Raw genomic sequence first — 26,721 nt, forward strand, 5'->3', positions numbered from 1 at the left:
CAAGTAAAGGATTGATAATTTATATTCTTAATATTGACTTAATCTAAGTGAGTTATAGTGGCTGGCAATACGCAATTGGATTATAAAATAAATGCTAAGTATTTCTTTAGGGCCATTAGTGATCCCCTTATCACTGTTAATTATTTTCGTTGGCTTGTTTGCTTTTTGGAGTTTTACCTATTTGCAAACACGCAAGAATCCTCAACAAAAAGCAATCTTAGACGCTGTATCTAGGGCGATTATAGTGGGCTTTTTCGCTGCACGGGTGGCTTTTGTGATCACAATGTGGCAATCCTACAAGGCTAACTTATGGCAAATTATAAATATTAGCGATGGTGGCTTTGTCGCTTTTTATGGTTGGCTGAGTGGTGGTGTCGTGCTGCTATTTTATGCGCGTAAGAACAAGCAACTCATCAAGGTTTATTTTATTTCTGCGATGTTAGCGGCTTTAGGGATGGCGATTCCGACCTTTAGTTTGGCGATCTATCAAACGGGCATCGAGCTACCCAGCGCCAAAGTTCATAATATGCAGGGCCAAGAAATTGATTTAACAGATTATAAAGGTCAACCTGTAGTTATTAACTTTTGGGCCTCATGGTGTCCCCCGTGTCGCAGAGAAATGCCTGTATTAGCAAGTGCACAACAGAAATACGCTGACGACGTAGTGTTTATATTTTTAAACCAAGGAGAGAGTAAAGCAACCGTTCGTCAGTTCATTAACTCTGAGCAGTTGGCATTACAGAATATGTTTCTTGATCCTGCCAGTAGGGTCAGTCGAGAGTCAGGCTCAGCAGGCTTACCCACCACATTGTTTTATGATGCCCAAGGTGGGCTGGTGGAGAGCCACATGGGTGAGTTGTCGCAGGCGAGCCTCAATTACAATATCCAAAAAATAAGGTAGCTTTATGAATAAGTTCGCTTTTTTAATATTTTTAGTGCCATTTCATTTAGTTGCTGCGATTCTTGGTTCAGATAACCCGGAGGGAGAATTTAACAAGTTTGAAAGTGGCATAACTTTTAATTCCTTAAAATCTTTAGCAACAATACCTGAAGAACTTAGAGCCAAGCTAGAGCAGAATCATCAGATCATGTCTGCTATGGGGGCAAGAGCAACACCTGCGACTTTTTATCATAACCAAGCTGGGCAGTTGAAAATGCAGATGGGCTTACCGCCACAGGCTGCGATGGAAGATATTTTAGGAACGCTTGAAGATTAGCCGTGTTTGCACTCCTCATATTTAATTGATGATCTAACTCTTTAAGCGAAGCGGCTCTTAACCTCTTTGTGAATAAATCACTTAAATCTTTCGCGGTGGCAAGCCACTCGCTTACAAAACCATTTTACACAAAGAGAAGACAATGAGAGGAAATGAGCGCTTCAATCTTAGAAAACAACTTAACACGATTGGTATAACATATGAAAAGCTAAGTCTAGACCACTTATTAAAAAGCATTAGTATTACATGGCGTCTTAAACAACAAAACACAGCCCTCATTGCTGTAAAGTGGTCAGGACTACTCGTCATGAACTTAGATGACAAGTAGCCATTGGTATGTTTATTTAACTTTAAAGAAGCTGATTTGCTGTTTTATTTTATTTGCTAATTGAATCAACTCATCAGCCGAATAAATTGTTCCTTCTGTTCTTGATTCAGCATCTTTGGCCAGTTGGCTTATCAAGTGTAAGTTTTGCGTGATCTCATTAGCAACGGTACTTTGTTGCTCGGTTGCTTCGGCTATATTACTGGAAGAACGGGTTAAATCACCGATGCTTGCGGTGATCAAGTTAAGTTGTTCTCCAGTTTGTTTACCTTCATTTGCTGACTTTGCTGCATTTAGCGCTAATAAGTTAGTTTGCTCTGCAATCGCATTAATCACTTCAGTGACTTTACTGATTTCATTACTCGCCAAATTAACTTGTTCAACCGCTTGATGGCTACTATTGAGTTGTTCACTAAGTTGCATTAAATCTTCGATCACTTGATTAAGCTGTGAGCGGCCCGATTGTGCATCTTTATCTACTTGTCCAGTGCGTTCAGCACCTTCATTGGCGTTGTTTGCAACATCTTTAATTGAACATGACATTTGCTCAATCGCAGTGGCGATTTGTGCTGTTTGCGCCATCATTTCATGAGCTTCTTGACCATTGGTTTGCGCTTCGGTTTGACTTTTTACTGCGTGGGATTCAAGTTGTTCCATGGATGATTGCAGGGCAAAAATAAGCTTACGTAATTCTTCAGCCATAGCACTGACACTGACGGTGATTTGATCAACTTCATTGTTACTATGTCTATCTGAGCCCGATAGTTGCTCAGATAAGTCGCCATTACCCAGTCTATCCACTGTTTTAGTGAGTTGCTTTAATGGTTTGAGGGTTTTCACGAGTACCCATGACAGTAATGCCGTTATCATAGCAATACCAACAACAGATGCTATGGCATTGACCGTCATTAGCTGAATACTTTCATCAGCTAGTTCATTTGCATTTACTCGTGAGAGTATGGTCCAGTTCCAGCCTTTAATTGGCTCGCTATAAGAAAACATCGCCTTACCTGCGGTATTTGTATAGAACAATGGGGCATGCATGTGTACTTGTTCTGGTGTTAGCCCTTCAAGTAAACTACTTGACACTTCTACATTAGGTTCTGCATTTTTGGCAACAATAACCGTGTTATTGGCATTATTAAAAATAGCCACGTGGCCTGTTTCTTCCATAACTAATGCATTGACCGTTTTCCTTAAAGAGCGCATTGAATCGTTAATATTAAAACCGATATAAAGAATACCAATGACTCTGTTAGCGTTATTCATAATTGGCTTATACACAGTCATATATTCATTGCCAAACAATTGGGCATAGCCTTGATAGGTATCACCTGCCATTAAGGTTTGATAGCCAGGGTGCTTTTTACCTAAGTAAGTGCCTACAGCTCGTTGACCGTCCGATTTTTTTAAAGAAGTCGCAATACGGAAAAATCATCGCCATCTCTGACGAACACAGTAGCATTGCCTCGTGTGAGTGCCGCATACTGATCAACGACTGCCATGTCATTATTTACGGCTTCATTATTGTGTAATAGTACTGGCACTTGCTGATTAACCACAGTTACTCTTTCATTTGAGAGCTGAAAGTCACCTGGGTACATGGTTTTAAAAACATCGGCGTTTTTTGATGCTATTGCCAGCAGACTGTTGTATTGCAGTTCGAGTAAGTTAACGATTTGATGGGTTTCAGATTCAATGGCTGATTCACTTTTATCGGTGAAAATCGCGGTGGCGACCATATAGGAAGAAACACCAACGATACTAAAAACACACAGTGATAGCAAAAATGCCAGTGCACCAATCTGTTTGGCAATAGGCCAGTTTCTATAACTCATATTAATACCCACTTGTTGATATTGCGCTTATTTAAGTATAGTGAAAAAAACACTAATGCTAATAATAGAATATGAGCAGTACTACAATAGTAATAACTAATCGCGTTTTCAGCTGATCACACCATGGCACTGACAAGCGAACCAGTGTCGGTAATACCAGCTTCTTTCATTGCTTCAGCGATTGTTTGCACTAACGAACCCATTTGAGCTTGCATTGATACAATCATATTAGTTTGTGCTTCGACTTGTGCTTTAACAGCTTCATCTTGCTGGTTATCTAGCGCTTTTAACTTAACGAGTTGTTCTTTTTGTTGTTCAATCTGTTCTTTGATTTTTTTCAGCTGTTCGATCATTTTAGCGATATGATCTGGCATATCTGAACTGGCCTCTTTTTCCGCTTTCTCTTTAGTTTCCCTGCCTGATAAGTTGTCTAACTCTTTTTCTGACAAGCGGTAGCCAGTAGTATCGTTACTTTTTACCGTTGACTCTGATGGTGACGCAATTGGCTGTCCCAGTGGTTTATGTATCTGCATCATAGCTATAGCTCTTTATAATGTGATTTAAGCATACTTATCGGCTGAATGAGGCGTTACTAAAGGGGAGACATGTAAATAAAAGCCAAATATTAATTTGGCTTTTATTTGGATAGCTGCAGACTAGCGAACTTGGTTAGCCCATTTTTCACCGATTGGTGTGCGGCGCCATTTAAAGTACTCATCAAGTGTTTCTAGCGCTTGTTTGTCGGGCACTGGGCCGACTTTAGGTTGCTGTTGAAAATACATAGTGCTTGGTTTGTTGTTATTAAAGGCAGGCCAATTGGGCAGTGTATCGTCATTTGGGTTGCCGTTTTTAGCAAAGTTAGTCCAGTAGGTGGCCATTGTATCTGACATCTTTAAATCATTTTCAGTTACATTCGGATCTGATTTATTGAGGTTGTTAAACATATAGGCAATTTCATGACCGTGGCCGGAGCCATGATCTTCGTCTTTAGCACCGGTTTTACGCTCAGGGTGGTGATCAAAGTAATATAGATAAACAGGGGCTTTGCCATGTTCAGTTTGTAACTTAGCCCAGCTCCAAGTATGCCAACCAAATGCCGCATCGCGTACTAGATTTCGGGCACTACGGGGGATGCTGTTTTTTGTTACAGGGTAAGCTTCAAGCAGACTCGGCGCAAATTGACCGAAACGAGTCTTTACTCCGTCAACAAAGTTATTTACATCAGGGTCCCATACAAAGCTGACGCCTTCATCCGAGTTATAACCAATTAAAGCGGGTACGTCATTAAACTTGCCTTGCTGATAGAGTTTATATTGATCGCCTTTGATCACATAACCGTCAACGATAGGCCAGCCACCAGGCAGCGACCAACCTTTTGGAATAAAGGTGTCTGCGCTCATTTTTCGCAGTTGTGTAATGGAGGTTGTGCCAAACTGTTTTACATAGTCGAAACCTTCTGCTTGAGCCTGTTGTAAGGTCGACATATTTTCACCGGGGTAATTTTTTATGCGAGTAGGGCCAAATGAACCGCCACTTTGTGAGATAACTTTGTTAATTAACCCTTTCGCTAACGGGGACGCTGCAAGCATACTCACTGAAATACCGCCCGCGGATTCTCCAGCAATAGTGACATTATCAGCATCACCGCCAAACGCAGCAATGTTCTGTTTAAGCCACTTTAACGCGGCAATTTGATCGAGTAAGCCGTAATTTCCAGAGACACCTGCTGGGCTTTCTTTGTTAAGCTCTGGGTGAGCTAAAAAGCCAAGTTGACCAACGCGATAAGCAATCGAAACAACTATCACGCCTTTATTCGCAAGTTCACTACCATCAAAAATGGGGTCTGATGAACTGCCAAAACTAAAACCACCCCCATATATCCAAACGAGTACAGGGAGCTTTTCATTATCGGATTGTGCGGGTGTCCAAATATTCAAATATAAACTATCTTCGCTGATCCCAGATACAGGGTCACCAGCTTGAATTGGGGCGGGTGCATATGCTTGTGCTTTAAGCACACCTTGCCATTTTTCAGCCGGTTGAGGGGCTTTCCAACGTAATTCACCAACGGGTGGTTTAGCAAACGGCACACCTTTAAAAACTGCCAGGTTTTGCTGTGCAGTGCCTTCAAGTTTGCCTTGTGCCACGCTTACTTGGGTTAACGGCTCAGCGTTTACACTGGCCGCTGTTGTAGCAAAAAATGCAGCCCATAAAAGCCGCTTAAGTGTTGAGGTGTTCATAATCATTCCTTTTAAAATTGCTTTGCTTTTAAGGTGATTAAAAAGTGTTACATAGCTCCTTTCTTAGTTAATATTGTATTATAAATATCGCTGTATATGATGTTGTGTTTGTTGAAAATAAAAAGTTAAAAAAAGCCAGACTCTCGTCTGGCTTTTTATGACAACAAACTATTGGGTAAGGCAGCTCACCCTAAATAGCTTACTCTTGTGCATTAGCTGCATCGTAGAGTGCTTTGATTGCGTCAGCATCGATTGCTCCGTTAAATATTTTTAACTCATCAACCGCGCCGTTGAAAGGTGTATCCCAGTAGTTTACACCTAACGCAAATTCATTGGTTTCGCCTGCAACAGTAAATACGCGAGGGAAGCCGCCTGCTTCAATTTTAAGCTCACCGTTTACATACATTTTCAGCGTATCACCATTATTACCATCTACCGTCATAACTAAATGAGTCCATTCACCTTGTGGGATACGGGTATCAAGTTCACCATTATCAAAGAACGCACCGGCAGTAGCCCATAGGCGCGTTTTGTTGGTGCCATCCATTGAAGGTACTAAGCTTATCCATGCAGACGAGCTTGCACCTGCGAAAAATGCTGTGGTGTAACTAGTAAATGCATCAGGTTTTAACCACAATGAAATTGAATAGTCATTGGTGGTGATCAAGTTATCAGGTAATCTTACCCCTGTGGAGCCATCTAGGTGAACCGCTTGGCCAATGATTCCGTCTGTAAAGGTGACTGCACCACCTTGATTATCAATACGGTTGCCTGTTGATTTGCCGGCCTCATAAGCTGCTTCAAGTTCCGCTAAATCACCTTCAAAACTATATTGTGCAGGCGCGAGTGATTTAACTGTGACATCAAAGGTTTTAGTATCTGTAAAACCTTTATAGTTAATAGTTGCGGTTAAAGTAACAACTTGGTCACCAGCATTGGCGCTTGGCTGATTAACAATGGCAGTGCCATTAACCGGTTTTAAGAACTCCTCATTATTTGATGTCCAGCTAATCCCTGACACAAATGGCCCAACACGGGGTAAGGTAAAGCTTTCACGGATAGCCGTTGTATCACCTAAATCAAGTGCATCAGTAATGAAGGTTTCAAACTTAGTTGGATCAGTTAGGTTGTTTATCGCTGCACCATTGATATCTAAATTACTCAGTGCATAGTCATAGACAATAAGCTCATCAATCTCACCTTGAAATGGCAAGTCCCATCCGTAATTTACACCAAGTGCAAAGTTACCAGTCGCATTACTAAAAAAATCAGCGCGAGGCATAGAGCCAGCTAAAGTACCATCTCGATAAAGCTTAGCTTCGCCGTTAGAATAGGTAATTGCAACATGGCTCCAATCAAGTGGGGCAGGTGTTGCAGAAATTATTTGGTTCCATTGTTCAACACCTGCATCATCTAAATATTTGCTCCACAGCATAGGCGTTGTCGTGAAGTGAGTGTTACCAGGGATCAAGCTCATCCATCGGTCAACCGTCGTCGCAGCAAAAAATGATGGTGTAAAATCAGTTAAAACAGTAGGTTTTAGCCAATAAGAAATGGTGTACTGTGAGCTAGTTACTAAGTCATCAGGTAACCTTACCCCTGTAGCGCCATCAAAACTAAAGGCTTGACCGCTTTTACCTTCGGCATAGGCTTCAACACCTGCGCCTGTGTTTAGCAAGTTATTATCTGTGGTTGTGGCCGTTGCTAAATTGTCTAAACCATCGGTAAGGGAATTTTCAAATGAATAGTGAGCAATTGCATTTTTAAACTCCGGACGTGCAGTTAAGTTTACCGTAAAGGTTTTACTAGTGGTTTGCCCATTAAGTTCAATATTAGCTGTTAATACAACGGATTTATTGCCACGATCAGGAGTTGGGATAAATACTGTACCATCACTCCCTATGTAATATTCGTCACTACTTTGCCAGCTGATCTGTGCGCCATCTTTAGCAAGTGTAGGTAATGAATAACCTTCATCTGTAATACTTAATTCAGTTTTAATATCCAAAGCTTGCGCAACAATGGCTAAAATATCATTAGTTGCGGTTATATCATCGACTTTTGTTGCCCATACCGTTGCTCCTTCTACAGAAACACCAGAAAGGGTAGGTACTAATGCTTTGTTTGCATCATCCCATTGCCATTTTGCTACAGCAAAGTAAGTACCTGACTCTATAACGAGTTTAATATTGGTATTACTATCATCGCTAGGATACCAAGTACCTTTATCACTACCTGTTACTGAGTTATCAGCATTAAGCGCAATATAGGTTGAGCGAATGGCGCTGGTGTTAACGGCTGTACCATGGTTTATGAACTTGTAATAACCTTGGATTTCGTCCATCGATAGTACATTCTCACCATTGAGTGGAATATAGCGCTGTGGTGAAAGTACAGGCCAGCCAAGTTGGTTGATAAACATTTCATGGCTACGAACTTGGTGCGCTTCAGCATTGTTAGGAAATTCAGATGAACTCAATGGGAAACGAGTATGAGTTACAAATATATGTTTGCCAGTAGCTTCATCATAGTAAGCAGAGTTATGGCCTGGTGACTGATAACCCCAAGCCGGAGCTGTTTCGCCAAGCTCTTGAGTGTACTCAAAACCACCAATTAGTTTTTCACCGATTTCAAGGCCGGCAGCAGTTGCAATATCATTGCCAGCATTATCTAAATAGGGACCTTGTGGCGTTTTTGAACGTGCAACACGTACGTTATACCCATCGTTTGCAGCAAACCCTGCGACAGAATAAAACAGATAGTAATAATCACTTTCTGGGCTATACATAGCAAACGCCCCTTCGATAGCCCTAAAGTCACCACCCACTAAGTGTTTACCATAGCCTTGGCCTGCTTCAGGCATACCCGTTTCTTCATCCATTGCCAGTACAAAAATACCGCCAGAATATGAACCATAAACCATCCATAATTGGCCGTCTTTATCATAAAAGGCGGCAGGGTCAATGGCATTCGGGTCAACCGCACCATTCCACGTTGTTTGGCCATTATCAAGAGGGTATGCAGTAAATTCTTCAGCATTTCGATAGCCACTGCGTAAAAATACCCCTTGGTCAATGTAAGGGCCCTCAATGGTATCAGCTTGAGCTAAACCTAAATAAGAGCGGTTCCAACACACTTCATCAACAACATCTGGAGTATCTGGATTATCTTGTGCACAGTGGTTGTAGTAAAACCAAAACTTACCATTGGGTGCTTGTACTACATCAGCAGCCCAGTTACCTGTGAAGCCATCAGTCCACTCAATACCTTCGGCGATTTCGCTAGTGTAATTAAAGTCAAAAAGCGGGCTTTCATTCACGGCTTCATTAGCGGAAAGACTTGAAATCATTTCCCAGTTTAATAAGTCGGTTGATTTTGCTGCCGCTAAATGTGAGCCAAAAATATAATAAGTATCATCGACTTTTAAAACGGATGGATCATGTACTGCAACGTTAGTTACTGCCACATTACCATCATCATTAAATTGCACACTGCTATTTAAAGTTGGTTTTGCAGTAACAACAGGTTGCGAAGCTAATACGCCTTCGGGTGTTGAGCTCTCGGAACCGCAGCCTGTGACTGCAAAAGCACAGCTTATTATGACAGCTATTTTATTAAGTTTCATTGTATGTGTCCTGTTGAATGAGATAGTTATATTTGTTTATTGGTTGATCCGACAAGTACCTATAACTTGTATAAAAATTAATTATTATAATTTTATAATACCAATTTAATTGCATGAATAAATCTATAAACTAACTAAATTGTTAGCTTGTGTTTATGTCACACTTAAATTTTTAAATAAAGTAGCGTCAATTCAACTTTTACCTTATTTAAAAGCGATTCTTCAGCCTTAAAGAATCGTTAAATTTGCCAAGGAAAGTTAAATTTACTCGGCAAAAATCTGTTTTACTGAGGTTCAATAATGCCTTCAGTTGTCATAATGACGCGTTGCAATGTACCATCTGCATTATAGTAAAGCGGCTCAATGGCAACTGAACGGCGAAACCGTCCACCACTTGGCTTGCCGTCTTTTGGTGGCACTGCGCCGGTATGGTAAATAAAGTAACTTTTACCTTTAAATTCGATAATTGATTGGTGATTGGTTTCGCTGTTACCGGCAATCTCATTAAGAATACCTTGGTACTGCCAAGGCCCATGGATACTTTTGCTCATTGCATAGCAGATTTTTTCAGGGAATTCACACGCATAAGAAACATAATAGTATTCATCTTTTTTATGAACCCACAGTGCTTCGGTAAAGTTTGGTAAATTAATGGTTTTAATTTCGCCGTCGAGGCTTAATAAGTCATCACTTAGTTTTACATATTTAGGCACTAAGTTGCCAAAAAACATGTAGGTATCGCCGTTTTCTTCTTCATAGATAGCCGGATCAATATCGTCCCAATCATTTGGAGTGTGTTTAGTCATGTCATCGGTGACCAGGGCATGGCCGATAGCATCTTTAAATGGCCCAGTAGGAGATGTAGAGGTGGCAACACCAATTGCAAAACCAGGTTTAGTATCATCATGGCGAACGGTAGTAAAAAAGTAGAAAGTGCCGTCGCGCTCTATCATATGCGATGCCCAAGCTTCACCTTTAGCCCATTTGAAATCAGTGGCTTTCATAATTGGGCCGTGTTTTTTCCAATTCACCATATCTGTTGATGAAAAGGCAAGCCAGTCGTGCATTTCAAAAAATACATCATTGTTTGGCGCTTCATCATGACCCGTGTAAAGATACACGGTATCTTTATGCACCAGTGCGGCAGGATCTGCTGTAAATTCATCGGTAAATAGCGGGTTTTGCGCCATAGCTAAGCCGCTGGTAAACATAATAGGTAGTGCTAGAGAGCTAAATTTAAACATAAAGATCCTCATGGAATGAAAATAAACGCTAGTTATTTCAAGCAATTAATAAGCGTTTGAGATTAATGCTTCGAATGAGATAAGTCAGTCAAAAAGCTTATTTATATTATAGTAATTTTATTTATAGTAGCATTAAATTTGAGCACGTAAATAGAATGTTATAGATATAATCCAACATTTAAAGCTAAACAAACAAAAGTCAACCATCATTTTGTCATTATTTACCAATGTTATATGTTGATTTTATTGGTTATTTTATTTCTTGTTAGGTGTGTGACGAATTTAAAAAAATTACTATTGTGGTGAACAATAATAATTGCTATTTAGCAATTTATAAAAATGACTGGCTAAAAGTAGCTTATTGATGTTGACTGTTAAATAATCATACAATATGATTAAAGTCAGGGCAGCAATATATTAACATAATAAAATAGAGACTAACTCAACGTGTTGCCTGACCATAAGCTCGTTGAAAGGGTCACTTATCGATTGCAAAAGTCATATATTTGTAGTCGTGATAAAAATAAACTGGAGAACATCGCTAATGTTTAAACGAACACACACAGCTAGCGCCGTTATATTGGCTCTTACTTGCCAATTATCTTTTGCACAAGCAGCAGAAGATAATAACACCGCAGCAGAAGATGATTCCTTAGAAATAATTCAGGTTACAGGAATTCGCGGTAGCTTAAATAAAGCACTTGCAGAAAAGCGTTTTAGCACACAAATTGTTGACTCTATCATCGCAGAAGACATTGGTAAGTTTCCGGATAACAATGTTGTTGAAGCCTTGCAGCGGGTAACCGGTGTACAAACTACCGGCCGTGGTGCCGGTGAAGTAAGCCAAGTATCTATACGTGGTTTGTCGGATGTGCATACCACTGTAAATGGCCGTGATATTTTTACTGGTGCAGGGCGTGATGTAGCGCTACAAGATATTCCTGCAAGCTTATTATCGGGCGTTACGGTTTATAAAACACGTTCAGCTGATCAAGTTGAGCGTGGTATTGCCGGTTCAATCGACATTAAAACTAATCGTCCTTTTAATTTTGACGGCAAAAAAGTTGTTTTAGCTGCACGTGGTATTTACTCCGATCAACCTGATAAAGTTGACCCAAATGTGAGCGCATTATTAAGCAACCGCTGGGAACTTGATGGTGGTGGTGAGTTTGGTGCACTGTTTAATGTGTCGTACTCTGAGACCCATTATCGTGATGATACGATAACAGCGGGTGCAGCGTTTCCATTTTTTACCGATAATCCGCAAGCAATGTATTCACCCTATTCACGTATTCCTGAATATGATTCGCAAGGAAATAAAGTTTGGCAAATAGGTCTGGAAAATGGTTTACCCTATGCACCGGGCTCTACATTAAATGTTGAGGGTGAGCCAACCGAGTATTTAATTGCCCGTGATGCGATATTTGGCACCTCTTTTACTGGTTTGCGTAAACGCCCAGCAGCTTCAATTTCACTTCAATGGGCGCCGGTAGATACGCTAGAAATTACCGCTGAAGGCTTCTACACCGGTTATGAAAATGAGTCACAAAACGCGATGTGGTTTTCAAATACCTTTGAAAACGGTAACGGTAATATTGAAACCCCGACTCTCTTTGACGGTACAAATATAATTAAAGAGAAACAAGCAATTGCTGCGGGTGGTTTCCAAAGTGGCGATTTTTCTTATGGTAAAACAGACAGCTATTTATACGCACTTGGTGCACAGTGGCAAGCCAGTGATTATTTAACTATTAACACTGAGGTCGTTTATCAAGAAAGTGAGTATGAAACAGACTTTTTTGCCATGCGCTTTGACCGTGTTGCAACTGGTTTAGATGTTGATTTTAACGACAATGATGGTGTTCCAGGTATCGCATTTTGGGATGATCCTAATACAGCTGTAAATGAAGCCGATATGGCTGCAATCCAAAACTGGAATGCGGGAACAGCCTATGATAATGGCGGCGGGAATCGCGGCGACTCAACAACATTTACCTTTGATGCTGAGTATCTAGTAGGTGGTAACTTTTTCGATAAAATTAAATTTGGTGGTCGTTACGAAAAACGCACCGCTGAAGAATTCACTCGAACAAATGAAGGTGGGATCGGAAATAGTACAAGTGTTGAAAGCCTGATCCAACAACTTGGTGCAGCTGGTGCAGCAGACGATGGCTCTGGAATTGTATTCCAAGTTGATGACTACTTTGATGGCCGCGCAGATACGTTTAATAGCTTTATCACCGCAGATGGTGGTTATATGCTAGATAACGCTGGCGCAGTTCGCAGCGTGTATGATCTAGAAGCAGAAGATGTATATAAGACCTTTGATATCGAAGAAAACTCTTATGCGCTATACGCCACAACAAACTTTTTCTTAACTGAAAATATCAGCGGGGAGTTTGGTGTTCGCTATGTGAGCTATGAGCAAGAAATGGATTTTACTGCTGAAACAGGGCTAAATACCAATGTATTTGAGTCAAGTTCTGCAAACGCAGATGTCAGTAAATTACTGCCAAGCTTAGTTCTAAACTGGAATATAACCGATGATGTGATAGGGCGTTTTGCATATACTAATACCTTACGTATGCCTAATTTCACAGATTTAAATGCCTTGCAATACTGGACTGAACCATTAACTGAAGGGACTAAAAACGGTACTGGGGTGGGGGGGAATCCGCAATTACAACCTGAGGAGTCTACAAACTATGATGTGTCACTTGAGTGGTATTTTGCAGATTCAAGCTCTTTATACGCAACGTATTTTTTACGTGACATAGATAGCCGGATTGTCCCAGGGCGTAAAATTGTAATGCGACCTAGAGCGTCAGATGGAAAGATTATTCCCTTTGCATTGAGTGCGCCTGTGAATGCCAGCGAAGGTGAATTATCTGGTTTAGAGCTTGGTTTAGTATATTTCCCAGATAATTTACCGGAGATGCTTAACGGAGTTGGTGTACAAGCAAGTTTTACTGCGCTAGATTCATCTCAACAATTACCAGAGTATAATGATGATGGAACTATTAGTGGATATGTTGAGTCAAGCATGGCTGGTGTATCTGACCAGTCTTATAGCGTGGTGGGTATATATGAACGAGATTCGTTCGATATGCGTTTGTCCTATGTGTGGCGCTCTGAATTCTATACTGGTAACGAAGCGGCTATTTTTGCTAATCCATTGCAATTTTGGAGCCGTCCAGAACAAAGTTTAGATTTCCAATTTAGCTATGATGTAACAGATGATTTTGTGGTGACATTCGATGCAACCAATATCTTAGATGATGTATATCAAAGTTATTATGGTGAAGGCAACGAAAACATCTATAACTTTGGTAACGGTATTTATTCACGCACTTTTGCAATAGGTGCTCGTTATTCTTTCTAAGTTTATATAATCTTTAAAATGCAAAACCTCGACTTTGGTCGAGGTTTTTATTTATCAACCCATTGAATTAATTTAACTTGCATTTATTAGATCTGAGATAATTGAGCTTCCAGAACTATGATTTTTCGAAAAAGTTGCGATTTAAATGGTATGATAATACTATCAATGGGGTTAGCATTAAATTTACAATAATAAGCAATACAATGGTCACCAATGTGATAAAACAAAGAATAGGTGACCTTTATTTTTTTAAATATGAAGTATTTAGGTACAACGTATTTTAAAAATCAGGTAGTTGTATGGAAAATCAAAAGTTATCAGTGGTAGAAAAAGTCGGTTTTGGTGCCGGCGATATGGCAGTCAATGTGATGGTTGCTGCGTTATTTTATTTTATGTCGTTTTTCTACACCGACATTTATGGCCTTGACCCTGTTGATATGGGTATCTTATTTTTAGTGGCGCGTTTTGTCGATGCGTTTACTGATCCATTAATGGGCGTTATTACCGATAAAGTAAAAACTCGCTGGGGTCAGTTCCGCCATTGGTTCTTATTTTTATCAGTGCCTTATGGTATTGCAATCGTTTTGCTATTCACCACCCCAGATTTTGATTACAACATGAAGTTGCTTTGGGCATACCTTACCTACCTATTTGCTACTTTGATGTTTACCGGTGTGGCTATCCCGTATATTTCATACATTGGTGTATTAACGGCTGATCCTAAAGAGCGTTTATCGGCGAATGGTTATCGGATGTTTTTTGCAAAAATTGCCAATGTAATCATCGTGTTTTCTGTGCCTTTGTTAGCATCAATGTGGGGCGGTGGCGATATTGCCCATGGTTATAAACTGGCTATGATTTTAGTATCTACTTGTGGTGTAGCACTATTCTTATTTTGCTTTTTTACTACGCGTGAGCGTATTACCCATGAACCACAAACTGAAAGTATTGCTACGCAATTTAAAGCACTACTGAAAAATGACCAGTGGTTATTACTGTGTGCAGCCTGTGTGCTTGGCACGTTAGGCTATGCAATTCGCGGCAGTGTTGCTATGTATTATGCCACCTATTATTTAGGTGAACCAAGCCTTGCTGGCGCGTTCACCAGTGCTGGTATTGCAGCCTCAATCGTGTCTATGGTTGCCAGTACTTGGATCACTCAGCGCTATTGCAAAATGAAGTTATTCCGCCAGTCACAAATCGCTGTACTCGTGATTTCTGTTGTGATGTATTTTGCTGTGCAACCTGGTGATGTTTACCTCGCCTTTGTTCTATACATTATCTTGTCTTTTGTGGTTGATTTACATGCGCCAGTATTTTGGTCTGCAATTGCCGAAGCTGTTGATTACGGGGAAATTAAAGATGGTGTGCGTGCGTCTGGTTTATCGTTTGGTGGCATCTCATTTTGCCAAAAAGCCGGTGGTGGTTTAGCTGGTCTTGCAGGGGGGTTATTACTGGCGTTTTTCGAGTACAAGCCTAATGTTGAACAATCTGAATTTACACTGATGGGCTTGGCTTTAATGCTTACCGTTATTCCAGGTGTATTCCATGCGTTGCTTGGATTTATTTTAAAGAAATACAAAATTACCGACCAGTACTATACCGATATGGTGATCAAACAAAGTTTACCTAAGTAACCAGCGCTTTGTTTAAATAACGTGATTAAAAGAATAATAAAATAATAAGGACTTTGGATATGTTTGCAGCAATAAAAGTAGGCTTGTGCCAACTGGTAAGTGTTGGTGCTATGTTAATGATGCTAACTGCGTGCAGCGAGCAAACTGAACATACTGGCACTGCCGTTAAAGATACTAAGCAAACTGACAAAAGTAGCCAACAGCTCTTTGCACTTGATCAAGTAAGTTTAAGTGCAGGTCCTTTTTTACACGCACAACAAACGAATGTGCGTTATTTACTCGCGTTACATCCTGATCAACTGTTAGCTCCCTACTTACGAGAAGCTGGTATCGAGCAAAAAGCGGCATCGTACGGTAACTGGGAAGACACAGGCCTTGATGGTCATATTGGTGGGCATTATTTATCAGCGCTAAGCCTTGCTTGGGCAGCAACCGGGGATGAAGAATTAAAGCGTCGTTTAGATTACATGTTAAATGAGCTACAACGAGCGCAACAGGCTAATAACGGTTACTTAGGCGGTATACCAGATGGCCAAGCAATGTGGCAACAAATTCACGATGGTAATATTAAAGCTGATTTATTTAGCTTAAATGATCGTTGGGTGCCACTTTATAATATAGATAAAATTTTCCACGGCCTGCGTGATGCTTATTTAATTGCTGGCAGTGAGCAAGCTAAAACCATGTTATTCACATTAGGTGAATGGTTTTTAAACTTAACGGCTAAATTAAGTGACGAGCAAATTCAACAGATGCTCTACTCAGAATACGGTGGTTTAAATGCGGTATTTGCCGATATGGCAACAATCAGTGAAGACAAACGTTACTTAAAACTAGCGCGCCAATTTACCCATAACAGCATTATCGATCCGCTTTTAGAAAAGCAAGATAAGCTAACCGGTTTACACGCGAATACGCAAATCCCAAAAATTATTGGTATGTTAAAAGTAGCCGATGCAAGTGATGATGAAGCGTGGCAGCAAGGCGCAGATTACTTTTGGCAAACAGTGACTAAACAGCGTTCAGTAGCCATTGGTGGTAACAGCGTACGTGAGCATTTCCACGATAAAAACGACTTTACCCCTATGGTTGAAGATGTTGAAGGCCCTGAAACCTGTAACACTTACAACATGATGAAACTCAGTAAATTACTGTTTCTCAAAACCGCTGATACCCGTTATTTAGAGTATTATGAGCGCGCAACCTATAACCATATTTTATCGTCGCAACACCCTGAACATGGAGGTTTGGTTTATTTTACCTCAATGCGACCAGGCCATTACCGCACCTATTCATCGGTGCAAGATTCAATGTGGTGTTGTGTCGGGTCAGGCATTGAAAACCATAGTAAATATGCTGAGCTGATCTACAGTAAACATGATGATAACTTATGGGTAAATCTATTTATTCCCAGTACGCTTGATTGGCAGCAACAAGGCTTGAAAGTAACTCAACAAAGCCATTTTCCTGATGCTAATAATATAACCTTAGTGATTAACACATTAGATAAAAAACATAACTCATCAGCGCAGCTGCATATTCGAAAACCAAGTTGGGTTAATGATGAGTTGCAATTTGAACTTAATGGCAAAGCAATAAATGCCACTGCAGAGCAGGGGTATTACGCAATAAAACATGATTGGCATGATGGCGACAAATTAACTTTTACTTTAGCGCCAAAGCTGTACACAGAGCAATTGCCGGATGGCCAAGATTATTATGCAGTATTGTATGGTCCTGTGGTTATGGCAACAAAAGTTCAGGCGTTTAAAAACGAGCAGTTGAATTTTGTGGCAGACAACAGCCGCATGGGTCATATTGCCGCGGGACCTACGTGTCCACCCGAAGCTCTGCCTATCATGCTCAGTGAACCTGAGCAGTTTATTGCTGATTTAAAGCGTACGCCTAGCGCAGAGTTGGCATTTACCACAGATAAAAATGTCGCTATTGCTCGCCAGGGCATAGGAAGTACACAAACAACTCAGTTAATTCCGTTTTTTAGGCTGCATGATAGTCGCTATCAAGTTTATTGGCCGCAGCAAAGTGAAGCTGAATTCACCCAATTTGTAAAAGATTCAAAAGCACAAGAACACGCAAAAGAGCAGTTACGATTATTGACGGTTGACCAAATTACTCCGGGTGAGCAACAGCCTGAAATAGAGCATGATTTTAAAGGCGAAAACACTCGCGCAGGCGTAAATAATGGCCACCATTGGCGTGATGCAACAGGTTGGTTTGAATACACATTAGCCAACCCAGATCAGCAAGCAGTGGCACTGCGTATTCGTTATTTTAATGCTGATGTAGGTCGTAAATTTACCATCACTATTAATGGTGAGGTGTTGGCAAAAGTCAGCTTACCTGCTAAGCAAACTGATACAGAATTTTATAGCATTGATTACCCGTTAACCGGTGTAATGCAACAAGCATCATCGTTAACACTGCGTTTTAGCGCCGAGCAAGGCTCTATTGCCGGTGGTATTTACGGTATTCGCTTAATTAATAATAAGTAGCAGAGTGAGCATGACTTTACACCATACCCAGAGTAAGCACTCAAAAGTGAGTGAACGACGCTACCCACTTGCAGAGCAATATATCACACAGCCTGGCGTGCACGTCACAGGTTCTGGCTTAATGTATCGCGTAATTGAGCTTGGCAGTGGCGAACCACCTTCATGGGATGCCACTGTTAAGGTGCAGCAACGGGTTATGACTGCAACAGGGCATGTGCTTTATGATACGCGGCAAATCGAGCAATTGGCAGAGTATGAAATTGCAGAAGCGATAGATGGTTTGCAAGAAGCACTCATGCTGATGCCTAAAGGCAGCCGTTATGAACTTTTGATTTTACCGCATCTTGCCTATGATATTTACAGTGTGGCACTTAACGAGTCATTAGCGGCCAGTAGTGAACAGCTTATTTTTATGGATATTACTCTAATCGATTTTAATTAAGACGCAAATTTAGTATTAAATTAAAGTGTAAAAAAACCTGCAATCTGCAGGTTTTTTTAGTTTCATTATTTATACCGTTGCATTACTTCTCAATCAGCTTAGTGGTGCGCTTGTTTAGATCTTTGCTATCAACTACTGGCCAGTTATCGTCCCAAGTCATTGGTAAAATACGTAATTTTTGTAAGCCGTTATCAGCGCTTTCGTAGGCATGAAGTACTAAATAGTCCTTGCCATCAAAGGTGTAGGCGGCATTATGGCCAAGTGCTGCCCAGTCTTTATTACCTTCGATCACCAGTGAACCACCGCCATTATTTAAGTCACGACCTTCTTTATCAAGGTAAGGGCCTTCTACATTCTTACTGCGCCCTACACGAACATTGTAAGTACTGTCTAAACCTTGGCAGCATTTATCAAACGATACAAATAAATAGTAATAGCCATTCTTTTTAAAGATATATGGCGCTTCTACAGGGCCGTGTTCAGTGTTAGGGCGTGCTGAAATACTATGCCATTCTTGCGGTTGTGCAATACGAACCATATCATCATCAAGTTTTACTAATTTAAGGCCACCCCAAAACGAACCAAAGCTCATCCACGGCGTGCCGTTGTCATCTTCAACAATAGCAGGGTCAATCGCGTTCCAGTTATCACGCTCAGGCACAGACTGTATAACTATACCGTGATCTATCCATTTATAATCTGGTGATTTAGGGTCTAGAGTTTCGTTAACCGTTACACCAATCGCAGAGGTGTTTTTACCAAACGCAGATACGGAATAATAAAGATAAAACTTACCGTCTTTTTGGTATACATCTGGTGCCCAAAGGTGGCCACCAAAGTCATTGGCCACTCGTTTTGCCCAGCTTGGCTCGTCTTTAAATACGCGGCCAGTAAGCTGCCAATTTTTCATGTCTTTGGATTCGTAATAAGTGATCCCCATACCCGTACTAAAGACGTAATATGTATCGCCTTCTTTGGTCATTACCGGGTCGTGTACTTCAACTTGTTTAGCCATGGCATTACTCGCTAAACAAAGTAATGTACTTGCACCGATCAGTTTACATGTATGAGCAAACTTTTTTGCGTGTTTCATAGTTGCCTACCTTTTTTATTTTAATCATTACACTTATTCAGCTACTATAATATATGTAATACAATATCAACAATGAAAACAAGATAAATAACAGGATAAAAATTATGCTAAAAAAGCGCTCTCTATTTCCTATTGTGAGTATGTTACTTGCTATGCCAACATTAAGTTATGCAGATGCTAATAGCAGCGCCAGTGTAACACCCATCGATAACCCAATTGTATTGCAACGTGCCGATCCTTGGCTAGTCCGCGATGACAAAACGGGTTGTTATACCTTTATTGGTACCTCCCCTAAGTTTGACGAAATAGAGCTACGCCAAGCGTGTAGACTTAATGATTTGAAGCTTGCAGAGCCAAAAGTGATTTGGCAAAAAAATGCCAAAGGCCCAATGAGTGCCAATATTTGGGCGCCAGAGCTGCATAAAGTCGATGGCAGTTGGTATATTCATTTTGCGGCCGGCGATGTTGAAAAGCCATTCAGTATCCGCATGTATGTCCTTAAAAATGACAGTGAAAATCCCATGCAAGATAACTGGCAAGAAATGGGGCAGTTAAAAACACACCTCGATAGCTTTTCGCTTGACGCCACAACATTTAGCCATAATGGCAAACGCTACTTAGTCTGGGCACAGCAAAACCAGCCTGCAACATATAACTCCGCATTATGGATCGCCGAAATGGATTCACCCACGTCAATCAAAGAGCCAATTGTAGCCATAACAGAGCCTACTCTAGATTGGGAAGTGCAAGGCTATAAGGTTAATGAAGGCGCTGCGGTGATGATCCGTGAGGGGAAAGTGCTACTTACGTATTCTGCCAGTGCGACTGATCATCGTTACGCGATGGGTTTATTATGGGCCGATGCTGATGCCGATTTACTCGACCCTGCAAGCTGGCATAAAAAGCAGCAGCCGATTTTTGCTAGTAACGAAAAAGTAGGGCGCTTTGGTCCTGGTCACAGTAGCTTTGTAAAAGCAGAGGATGGTGTCACCGATTTATTAATTTACCACAGCCGCGATTATAAAGAGTTACAAGGTACACCACTGACAGATCCAAACCGCCATGCGCGTGCACGTATTATTGAATGGGATGAAAATGGCTTTCCGGTTTTATCACCTGACAAACCAGACTAACACAAATGTAAATGGGAGCCTTGGCTCCCATTTTAATCAATAATTTAAGGGGCTATTATTCAACAATAATTCCCACAGCATCTAAATAATAGTCTGTCCAACTATTATATTGACCTTGTAACCACATAATGACTTTATGCTTATCTGAATTGACAATCATAGGGCGTAAATTTTCATTGTTTTTATCATGCGTTAACTGTTGCCACTGGATACTTTTAGTATCATCATCCAGCGCTACGCGTGCGCTAAATATTTGATGCGGCATCGCGAGCGATTTACCCGTAGTCGGATTTACATTGCTTGAAATAACCAGATGCGTTGGATCACTCGGATCAACCGGATCAACCGCTATAAGGCCTGTATAACTTGCTTCTCGGTCGTATAAACGGCTTCCAGCGAAAGCCACTTCTCGGTCGTGCCATTTATTGCCATCCCATGACGCTAAGCGATAACGCTGATCTTGGTTACTTAACCTGAACTCTGGTTAAGAGATGTACTTATGTATTGATATTAAATAACAAATATATTTCTCAGTCTCCAGCCGGAGACTTTTAGTGATAACAAGGCGAATTTACGCGTCAATAGCTAGCCTATTGCAAGTAAATTCAACGCAGTTAGCGTTAAAAGTAGCCGCTGGAGATAGATTTATTATCCAGGGTTCAGGTTACTTAGGTAATACGTGTAAGCGATATGTGGATAGCCTTTATCATCAAATGCGACAGAGCTGGTCCATGCGCTTTTTTCGACGCTTAAGTCATGGCCACGAAAATCACCGCCGCCACCTTGAAATATCTTTTTCGCTTGAGAGGGCTTAAGTGGACCGTCTTTTTTCAAGTTTTTAATAAAGCTCCCATCAACGTTGTAGAAATTGCCATCACGAAACTCAGCATAATAAATACTGTTACCAAAATCACGCGGGTGAGCGTCGGTAAACGATAAGCCAATGGTGTCTTTGCCATTTCCGGCATAGCGAGCATACGGTCGTTGCACACTTGGTACTTCATTTTGAATTAAATGGAGGTGTTCATCGTCCCACGTTGCACCATCATCTTTAGATGTTACATAAGTAGGGTTCCAATCAATACCACGATAAAGGTTATATAGTGTTTTTTCACCTGACAGGTTATACAAGTTCATGTAAGTAACGTTGGCGGGGCTTGGTATGGTTTTTTCTTCGCCCCAATTTAAAAAATCGGATGACGTTGAAATACGGTAATAATGCACTTTTTCACTATTATGGCGGGCATACACAGTTAATAGACTGCCATCTGGGCGGGTATAAAAAACCGGTGAGTTATGATCGTCATGATCAAAATCAGCTTTTAATGTGGTGCGCCCTAAAAGTTGCTTATTGTCGAGATCATATACACCTACTGCTGCATACCAATGCCGTTACCAGCAACACTGCCAATAACAAGTTTTCCGTCTTGGATAATAGCGCGGGGGTCTTGGAACCAACACCAGCCCGCGTTATACATTAAGGTTTTTACGGGGTTATTTGCGAGTTTTTTTTAGCTTCTTCACTGTCTAATAATTTATAGACTTCTGTGCCTGCGGCTAAAAATGCGCCCACACCGTAAACTTCTGTGTAATCAGGGAATGAATCACCGGGAGCGGCGCCTACAGGTTGGACAAAGCCAAGCATGCCTTCATCAGTGACTGACTTTTCCAAGGCGCGCCATGCTTTCATTAACGCTGGACGGTAAGTGGCTTTATCTAAGTAACCTTGGTTAATACCCCATGCAATACCATACGCATAAAACGACGTACCGCTGGTTTCTTTTATTGGGTAACCTTCTGTTCCGCCTAATAATCCCATTGACCAAGTGCCATCATCGCGTTGAATTTCGATTAACCGTGCGGCCATTTTGGCTAAATTGGCTTTGGGCTTTATAAAACTGATTGCCTTTTTCAAGGGTGATGCGTTTGATCTCATCAATATTTTTAGTGTTGTAGTGATAAGTTAATTCAAAAACCACTTTATCGGCGGACTTTTCTATTATTGTATAATCTGTGTAGACATTTGGCTGAATAAGTTTATCTGTGGTTTTTGCCTCAGTATCCCAAAGCGCAATGGAACCACAACCAAGGGAAGTACCTACATGATAAGGATCATAACCTTCGCCATGATCTTCATGATACGAAATACCTTGCTCATGGCCTTTATACCACTTATCAACAATCGGGTAATCAACCCGTTTTAACCAACAGTCCGTACCATTGTTTTCAGCGGAGTCTGTTAAAGCAGGGCCATAAACACGAAAGGCAACCTTGTCATTTTCAAACGCAAAGTCGTCCATACGCTCTGGTACATAGCGAGCATGTACGCTGGTTTGGGGTGTTTTAGTTGAGCAACTACTGAGTAATATCAGAGAACTTATAGATGCAATTTTAAGCAGTGTGTTCATCATTACCTCTTATTTGATTATTCATCAATCGGCATCGAGGCTAACAATACAAGAGGAAGCTAAATAGCCTGATTAATGAGTGTCTTTATCTGTGTGCAAAAAAAGGGGGGTGATAACACCCCCCATAAACGTGGGAACAATTAATTTTTACCAGAAGCGGTAGTAAATAAACGCAGTGATACCAATGATCCCAGCGGTATGAATGTAATCCCATTTATCTAAGCCAGCAGCGACTTCTTTTAATGTTGCTTTATCAAGGCTTGAGAAAGTTAAGCCTTTAAGCTGTTCATCACTGGCAGGTTTAGTGAAAATACTCACTACTATCATCAGCACCACAACCACTACAAACAGTAAAATACAGTAATATAACCAGTTCATATCGGTGATCCACGCCAATGGCGAACCAGCTAAACTATCTTTAAATGGCAGTAACACTAAGCGGATCATACCCAGTACAAAGCCAGACACTAAGCCAGCAAAACCAGCAGCGGGGGTGATACGTTTACTGCATAAACCTAGTAAGAATACGGCAGCAATACCAGGGGCAATCAGTGATTGCACGCTTTGTAGGTATTCATACAGTACGTCTGCAATTAAGCTCATAATAGGTATCCACAATAAACCTAAAATAACAATTGCAACGGTTGCCAAACGGCCTACTTTTAACAGGTGTTTTTCGCTTGATTCAGGTTTGAACTTTTTATAAAAATCGATAGTAAATAAGGTGGCTGACGAATTAAATAACGAGGCTAACGAGCTCATTAATGCGGCAACAAGACCACCAATTACAATGCCTTTAACACCAGAAGGGAGTAGCTCTGCAACTAATGTTGGAAATGCCTGATCGGCGCTATCATAGCTAATAATGCCTTTTGCTTTTAATGCGTAAGCGATCATCCCTGGTACTAAAAAGATAAAAATAGGCAGTAACTTTAAGTAACCTGCGAACATAGTACCGCGACGCGCTTCTTTAATGCCTTTCGCTGACAGTACTCGTTGTACAATATATTGGTCGGTACACCAGTACCAAAAACCAATGATGAATGAACCAAAAATGATGCCCGGCCATGGAAACTCTGTATCAGAGGCGCTGCGAATTAAATGCATATTTACATCATTTAAACGCTCAACTTCTGACCAGCCACCGACTTTATCTAAACCAACGACTAAGATAACCACAGAGCCGATGATCAGCACCGGCGTTTGTAATACTGATGTCCACATTATCGCTTTCATACCACCAAGTACGGTGTAGATACCGGTGATCACCACTAAGGCAATGGCGGAGATCCAGAAAAAATCAATGCCCCAAATGCTCTCGATACCTAGGATTGTTTTAAAAGCAATCCCCCCAGCATAAACGGTAACCGCGACCTTAGTGAGTACGTAACTGATCAGGGAAATAACCGACAAGAAAGTACGCGATTTGGAGTTAAAGCGGCGCTCTAAAAACTCCGGCATGGTATAAACTTTACTACTCCAATAAAATGGTACGAAGACCCAACCAAGTAATAATATTATCCACGATTGCATTTCCCAGTGCGCTAACGCCATACCTGATTGTGCACCCGCGCCGGATAAACCAACTAAATGCTCAGAGCCAATGTTGGAGGCAAATATTGACGCCCCAATCACTAACCAACTAGCATTACGACCCGCTAAAAAATAATCTGTAGTATCTTCTTCTTTTTGCCTCATTGAGACGACGACAACGGCTAACAACAAGACAAAAAATCCTGCCAGCACCAGCCAGTCTAGTGTACTTAATTCGATCATCTTTGATTCCATTTAAGCCCGAAATCGACTTCGGTAAATTTGTGTGTAATAAAAATATTATAATACAAATAAGTTAAATGAAAGATATTTGTTAAAAATAGTGTGGTTATAAGTTAAAGAACTTTATGAACGAAAATGACCCTACATTAATCTTGGTAAGTGATTTGTAAGATGACGCAGGAAAATTATAGTAGTATCATACAATAAGTATTTTTAAAGGAACTGTTTGTTTATGGCACGCATTGAAAATTTAAATTTGTCACAACAGGTAACCAATGAGCTCGGTAAAGCCATCATTAATGGCCACTACACAGCGGAATCAGGTTTACCTACAGAAGCAAAATTATGTGAAGAGTATGGTATTAGCCGTACTGCTGTTCGTGAAGCTGTAAAAATGCTTGCGGCAAAAGGACTTATATCATCACGACCACGCCAAGGCATTCGTGTTGAGCCTGCAAATACGTGGAATTTATATGATACCAGTGTATTAAAATGGCTACTCGAAAGCAGCCCATCACTGTATGTATTAAAAGAATTTTTACAAGTGCGTTTAGCGATTGAGCCACAAGCGGCGGCACTCGCGGCAAGGCGTGCAGATAAAGACGCGATTGCAGAAATAGCCCTTGCACTTGATAATATGCAAGCAGCTGCAGATGCGCCCGATGGTGAAATTCACGAAGCTGATTTGTCTTTTCATACCGCTATTTTATTTGCCAGTGGTAATCGGTTCTTTTTCCAATTACGCGACTTTATTCGCACCGCGTTAAATGTCAGTATTCAGCATACAACACCAGCCAAAGGCAGTAAAAAAGCGATTGCTGATGAGCATTTTAAAGTGTATCAAGCAATTTTAAATGGTGAGCCTGAACGCGCTAAAAATATGATGACCTATATGATTGACGAAGCGATGTCATTCATTGAAAAAGAAATAGTTGAAAAAGAAATTGCTGATCAACAGTCAAGCAAGGTATCAAAATAGCCGCGTTTATTAATGAATTATCTTAATATTTAAGGAAATCATGCCAGCTTCAACAACACAAATAACACGTTATCCAAGCCTAGCTGGTAAAAGTGTTTTTATTACCGGCGGTGCCACAGGCATTGGTGAAATAATGGTAAAACGCTTTTGCGAGCAGCATGCAAAAGTGACTTTTATTGATATTGCCAAACAACAAGGCGACAAGCTCGTTGCACAGTTGGCAGGGCAGTATCGCTTTGATCCACTCTATATTTACTGTGATCTGCGTGATATTGAGCAATTAAAAGCAGCCATTGAAACGACCGGTAAAACACAAGGCGAAATCAGTGTGTTGATCAACAATGCTGCTGACGACACGCGCCATGTTGCCGATAAAATGAGTGTTGAATATTGGGATGATAAACTTGCTGTGAACCTTCGCCCGTGTTTTTTCTCTGCACAAGCTGTGGCACCACAAATGCAACGCATTGGTGGTGGTAGTATTATAAATATGGGGTCAGTGAGTTGGCGGATCAAACAAACTGGTATGCCAGCATACACCACAGCAAAAGCGGGTATTGAGGGGCTGACACGCTCATTAGCGGCAACATACTGCAAAGATAATATTCGTATCAATACCTTAGTACCTGGCTGGGTGATGACTGAGCGGCAAATTACCCATTGGTTAACACCAGAAATGATTGAAGATGTTAGGCATAACCAATGTATTAATGAAACATTACAAGCTGATGATATTGTTAATGCGGCATTATTTTTAGCAGCCGATGACAGTAAAATGATGACAGCACAATCACTTGTTGTTGATGCCGGTTGGACCTAACACGAATAAAAAAATTTACCTTTTGGTAATAATATTATAATATTAAAAT

At 40.8% G+C, this 26,721-nt stretch carries 19 protein-coding genes and 2 pseudogenes; 9 read left to right on the top strand and 12 right to left on the bottom strand.

Annotated elements, in window-relative coordinates; all coding sequences use genetic code 11:
- The first annotated feature begins 91 nt into the window (after positions 1-91).
- Together NDQ71_RS19320 and NDQ71_RS19325 are read left to right on the top strand one after the other, a co-directional pair.
- Positions 92-901 (top strand): TlpA disulfide reductase family protein, encoded by an 810-nt coding sequence (locus tag NDQ71_RS19320; protein ID WP_192541341.1) that lies wholly within the window; start codon positions 92-94, stop codon positions 899-901.
- A gap of 4 nt (positions 902-905) precedes the next feature.
- On the top strand, positions 906-1,217 hold the full coding sequence (locus NDQ71_RS19325; RefSeq protein ID WP_192541342.1) for a hypothetical protein: 312 nt from the start codon (positions 906-908) through the stop codon (positions 1,215-1,217).
- Positions 1,218-1,557: 340 nt separating this feature from the next.
- Here the strand turns inward: NDQ71_RS19325 and NDQ71_RS19330 are convergent, their stop codons facing one another.
- From NDQ71_RS19330 to NDQ71_RS19355, 6 genes and pseudogenes are all read right to left on the bottom strand, one after another.
- The gene (locus tag NDQ71_RS19330; RefSeq protein WP_367318021.1) at positions 1,558-2,544 is read right to left on the bottom strand and encodes a methyl-accepting chemotaxis protein; all 987 of its coding nucleotides are present in this window, start codon (positions 2,542-2,544) and stop codon (positions 1,558-1,560) included.
- Positions 2,521-3,380 (bottom strand): annotated as a pseudogene (locus NDQ71_RS24460) (Cache 3/Cache 2 fusion domain-containing protein); the annotation flags it as partial. The pseudogene NDQ71_RS24460 and the gene NDQ71_RS19330, both read right to left, overlap by 24 nt.
- A gap of 116 nt (positions 3,381-3,496) precedes the next feature.
- The gene (locus tag NDQ71_RS19340) at positions 3,497-3,916 is read right to left on the bottom strand and encodes a hypothetical protein (RefSeq protein WP_225736546.1); all 420 of its coding nucleotides are present in this window, start codon (positions 3,914-3,916) and stop codon (positions 3,497-3,499) included.
- Positions 3,917-4,036: 120 nt separating this feature from the next.
- A complete protein-coding gene (locus NDQ71_RS19345; protein WP_301562956.1) occupies positions 4,037-5,620 on the bottom strand; it encodes a carboxylesterase/lipase family protein in 1,584 nt (527 codons plus the stop codon).
- 199 nt (positions 5,621-5,819) lie between these two features.
- On the bottom strand, positions 5,820-9,245 hold the full coding sequence (locus tag NDQ71_RS19350; RefSeq protein ID WP_301562957.1) for a LamG-like jellyroll fold domain-containing protein: 3,426 nt from the start codon (positions 9,243-9,245) through the stop codon (positions 5,820-5,822).
- A gap of 284 nt (positions 9,246-9,529) precedes the next feature.
- Positions 9,530-10,489 (bottom strand): glycoside hydrolase family 43 protein, encoded by a 960-nt coding sequence (locus NDQ71_RS19355; RefSeq protein ID WP_301562958.1) that lies wholly within the window; start codon positions 10,487-10,489, stop codon positions 9,530-9,532.
- A 544-nt stretch (positions 10,490-11,033) separates the two neighbouring features.
- Here NDQ71_RS19355 and NDQ71_RS19360 point away from each other — a divergent pair.
- From NDQ71_RS19360 to NDQ71_RS19375, 4 genes are all read left to right on the top strand, one after another.
- Complete coding sequence (locus tag NDQ71_RS19360) at positions 11,034-13,871, top strand: TonB-dependent receptor (RefSeq protein ID WP_301562959.1); 2,838 nt, start codon at positions 11,034-11,036, stop codon at positions 13,869-13,871.
- Positions 13,872-14,170: 299 nt separating this feature from the next.
- A complete protein-coding gene (locus tag NDQ71_RS19365) occupies positions 14,171-15,508 on the top strand; it encodes an MFS transporter (RefSeq protein ID WP_192541347.1) in 1,338 nt (445 codons plus the stop codon).
- A gap of 59 nt (positions 15,509-15,567) precedes the next feature.
- Positions 15,568-18,021: a beta-L-arabinofuranosidase domain-containing protein gene (locus tag NDQ71_RS19370; RefSeq protein ID WP_301562960.1), complete on the top strand. Its 2,454-nt coding sequence runs from the start codon at positions 15,568-15,570 to the stop codon at positions 18,019-18,021.
- 10 nt (positions 18,022-18,031) lie between these two features.
- Positions 18,032-18,463 (top strand): FKBP-type peptidyl-prolyl cis-trans isomerase, encoded by a 432-nt coding sequence (locus tag NDQ71_RS19375; protein WP_064665165.1) that lies wholly within the window; start codon positions 18,032-18,034, stop codon positions 18,461-18,463.
- Between the two features lie 82 nt (positions 18,464-18,545).
- Here the strand turns inward: NDQ71_RS19375 and NDQ71_RS19380 are convergent, their stop codons facing one another.
- Complete coding sequence (locus tag NDQ71_RS19380) at positions 18,546-19,556, bottom strand: arabinan endo-1,5-alpha-L-arabinosidase (protein WP_192541348.1); 1,011 nt, start codon at positions 19,554-19,556, stop codon at positions 18,546-18,548.
- Between the two features lie 152 nt (positions 19,557-19,708).
- On the opposite strand from NDQ71_RS19380, the gene NDQ71_RS19385 reads away from it, so the two are divergent.
- Entirely contained in the window at positions 19,709-20,689 is a 981-nt protein-coding gene (locus NDQ71_RS19385; RefSeq protein ID WP_225736553.1) for a family 43 glycosylhydrolase, read from the top strand.
- 55 nt (positions 20,690-20,744) lie between these two features.
- Here NDQ71_RS19385 and NDQ71_RS19390 read toward each other — a convergent pair whose 3' ends face one another.
- The 5 genes and pseudogenes from NDQ71_RS19390 to NDQ71_RS19410 all read right to left on the bottom strand — a co-directional run bounded on the left by NDQ71_RS19390 (position 20,745) and on the right by NDQ71_RS19410 (position 24,873).
- The gene (locus tag NDQ71_RS19390; RefSeq protein WP_301562961.1) at positions 20,745-21,095 is read right to left on the bottom strand and encodes a hypothetical protein; all 351 of its coding nucleotides are present in this window, start codon (positions 21,093-21,095) and stop codon (positions 20,745-20,747) included.
- 242 nt (positions 21,096-21,337) lie between these two features.
- Positions 21,338-22,009 (bottom strand): annotated as a pseudogene (locus NDQ71_RS19395) (BNR-4 repeat-containing protein); the annotation flags it as partial.
- 166 nt (positions 22,010-22,175) lie between these two features.
- Complete coding sequence (locus tag NDQ71_RS19400) at positions 22,176-22,556, bottom strand: glycoside hydrolase family 88 protein (RefSeq protein WP_225736549.1); 381 nt, start codon at positions 22,554-22,556, stop codon at positions 22,176-22,178.
- A complete protein-coding gene (locus NDQ71_RS19405) occupies positions 22,522-23,100 on the bottom strand; it encodes a DUF4861 family protein (RefSeq protein ID WP_225736550.1) in 579 nt (192 codons plus the stop codon). Before NDQ71_RS19405 ends, NDQ71_RS19400 begins: the two co-directional genes overlap by 35 nt.
- A gap of 144 nt (positions 23,101-23,244) precedes the next feature.
- Positions 23,245-24,873 (bottom strand): sodium:solute symporter, encoded by a 1,629-nt coding sequence (locus NDQ71_RS19410; RefSeq protein ID WP_192541350.1) that lies wholly within the window; start codon positions 24,871-24,873, stop codon positions 23,245-23,247.
- 232 nt (positions 24,874-25,105) lie between these two features.
- On the opposite strand from NDQ71_RS19410, the gene NDQ71_RS19415 reads away from it, so the two are divergent.
- Both NDQ71_RS19415 and NDQ71_RS19420 read left to right on the top strand, forming a co-directional pair.
- Positions 25,106-25,852 (top strand): FadR/GntR family transcriptional regulator, encoded by a 747-nt coding sequence (locus NDQ71_RS19415; protein ID WP_064665161.1) that lies wholly within the window; start codon positions 25,106-25,108, stop codon positions 25,850-25,852.
- A 40-nt stretch (positions 25,853-25,892) separates the two neighbouring features.
- Positions 25,893-26,672, top strand: coding sequence for an SDR family NAD(P)-dependent oxidoreductase (locus NDQ71_RS19420; protein ID WP_192541351.1), 780 nt, complete (start codon positions 25,893-25,895; stop codon positions 26,670-26,672).
- Positions 26,673-26,721: the final 49 nt, after the last annotated feature.

Origin of the sequence: Pseudoalteromonas sp. KG3 (assembly GCF_030436385.1) — a bacterium.
Lineage (GTDB): Bacteria > Pseudomonadota > Gammaproteobacteria > Enterobacterales > Alteromonadaceae > Pseudoalteromonas > Pseudoalteromonas prydzensis.

Coding starts and splice junctions, on each gene's coding strand:
- NDQ71_RS19420 (WP_192541351.1), top strand. CDS start 25,893: ATGCCAGCTTCAACAACACAAATAACACGTTATCCAAGCCTAGCTGGT.
- NDQ71_RS19410 (WP_192541350.1), bottom strand. CDS start 24,873: ATGATCGAATTAAGTACACTAGACTGGCTGGTGCTGGCAGGATTTTTT.
- NDQ71_RS19405 (WP_225736550.1), bottom strand. CDS start 23,100: ATGATGAACACACTGCTTAAAATTGCATCTATAAGTTCTCTGATATTA.
- NDQ71_RS19360 (WP_301562959.1), top strand. CDS start 11,034: ATGTTTAAACGAACACACACAGCTAGCGCCGTTATATTGGCTCTTACT.
- NDQ71_RS19385 (WP_225736553.1), top strand. CDS start 19,709: ATGCCAACATTAAGTTATGCAGATGCTAATAGCAGCGCCAGTGTAACA.
- NDQ71_RS19370 (WP_301562960.1), top strand. CDS start 15,568: ATGTTTGCAGCAATAAAAGTAGGCTTGTGCCAACTGGTAAGTGTTGGT.
- NDQ71_RS19380 (WP_192541348.1), bottom strand. CDS start 19,556: ATGAAACACGCAAAAAAGTTTGCTCATACATGTAAACTGATCGGTGCA.
- NDQ71_RS19365 (WP_192541347.1), top strand. CDS start 14,171: ATGGAAAATCAAAAGTTATCAGTGGTAGAAAAAGTCGGTTTTGGTGCC.
- NDQ71_RS19400 (WP_225736549.1), bottom strand. CDS start 22,556: ATGGCCGCACGGTTAATCGAAATTCAACGCGATGATGGCACTTGGTCA.
- NDQ71_RS19415 (WP_064665161.1), top strand. CDS start 25,106: ATGGCACGCATTGAAAATTTAAATTTGTCACAACAGGTAACCAATGAG.
- NDQ71_RS19330 (WP_367318021.1), bottom strand. CDS start 2,544: ATGTTTTCTTATAGCGAGCCAATTAAAGGCTGGAACTGGACCATACTC.
- NDQ71_RS19340 (WP_225736546.1), bottom strand. CDS start 3,916: ATGATGCAGATACATAAACCACTGGGACAGCCAATTGCGTCACCATCA.
- NDQ71_RS19375 (WP_064665165.1), top strand. CDS start 18,032: ATGACTTTACACCATACCCAGAGTAAGCACTCAAAAGTGAGTGAACGA.
- NDQ71_RS19350 (WP_301562957.1), bottom strand. CDS start 9,245: ATGAAACTTAATAAAATAGCTGTCATAATAAGCTGTGCTTTTGCAGTC.
- NDQ71_RS19325 (WP_192541342.1), top strand. CDS start 906: ATGAATAAGTTCGCTTTTTTAATATTTTTAGTGCCATTTCATTTAGTT.
- NDQ71_RS19320 (WP_192541341.1), top strand. CDS start 92: ATGCTAAGTATTTCTTTAGGGCCATTAGTGATCCCCTTATCACTGTTA.
- NDQ71_RS19355 (WP_301562958.1), bottom strand. CDS start 10,489: ATGTTTAAATTTAGCTCTCTAGCACTACCTATTATGTTTACCAGCGGC.
- NDQ71_RS19345 (WP_301562956.1), bottom strand. CDS start 5,620: ATGAACACCTCAACACTTAAGCGGCTTTTATGGGCTGCATTTTTTGCT.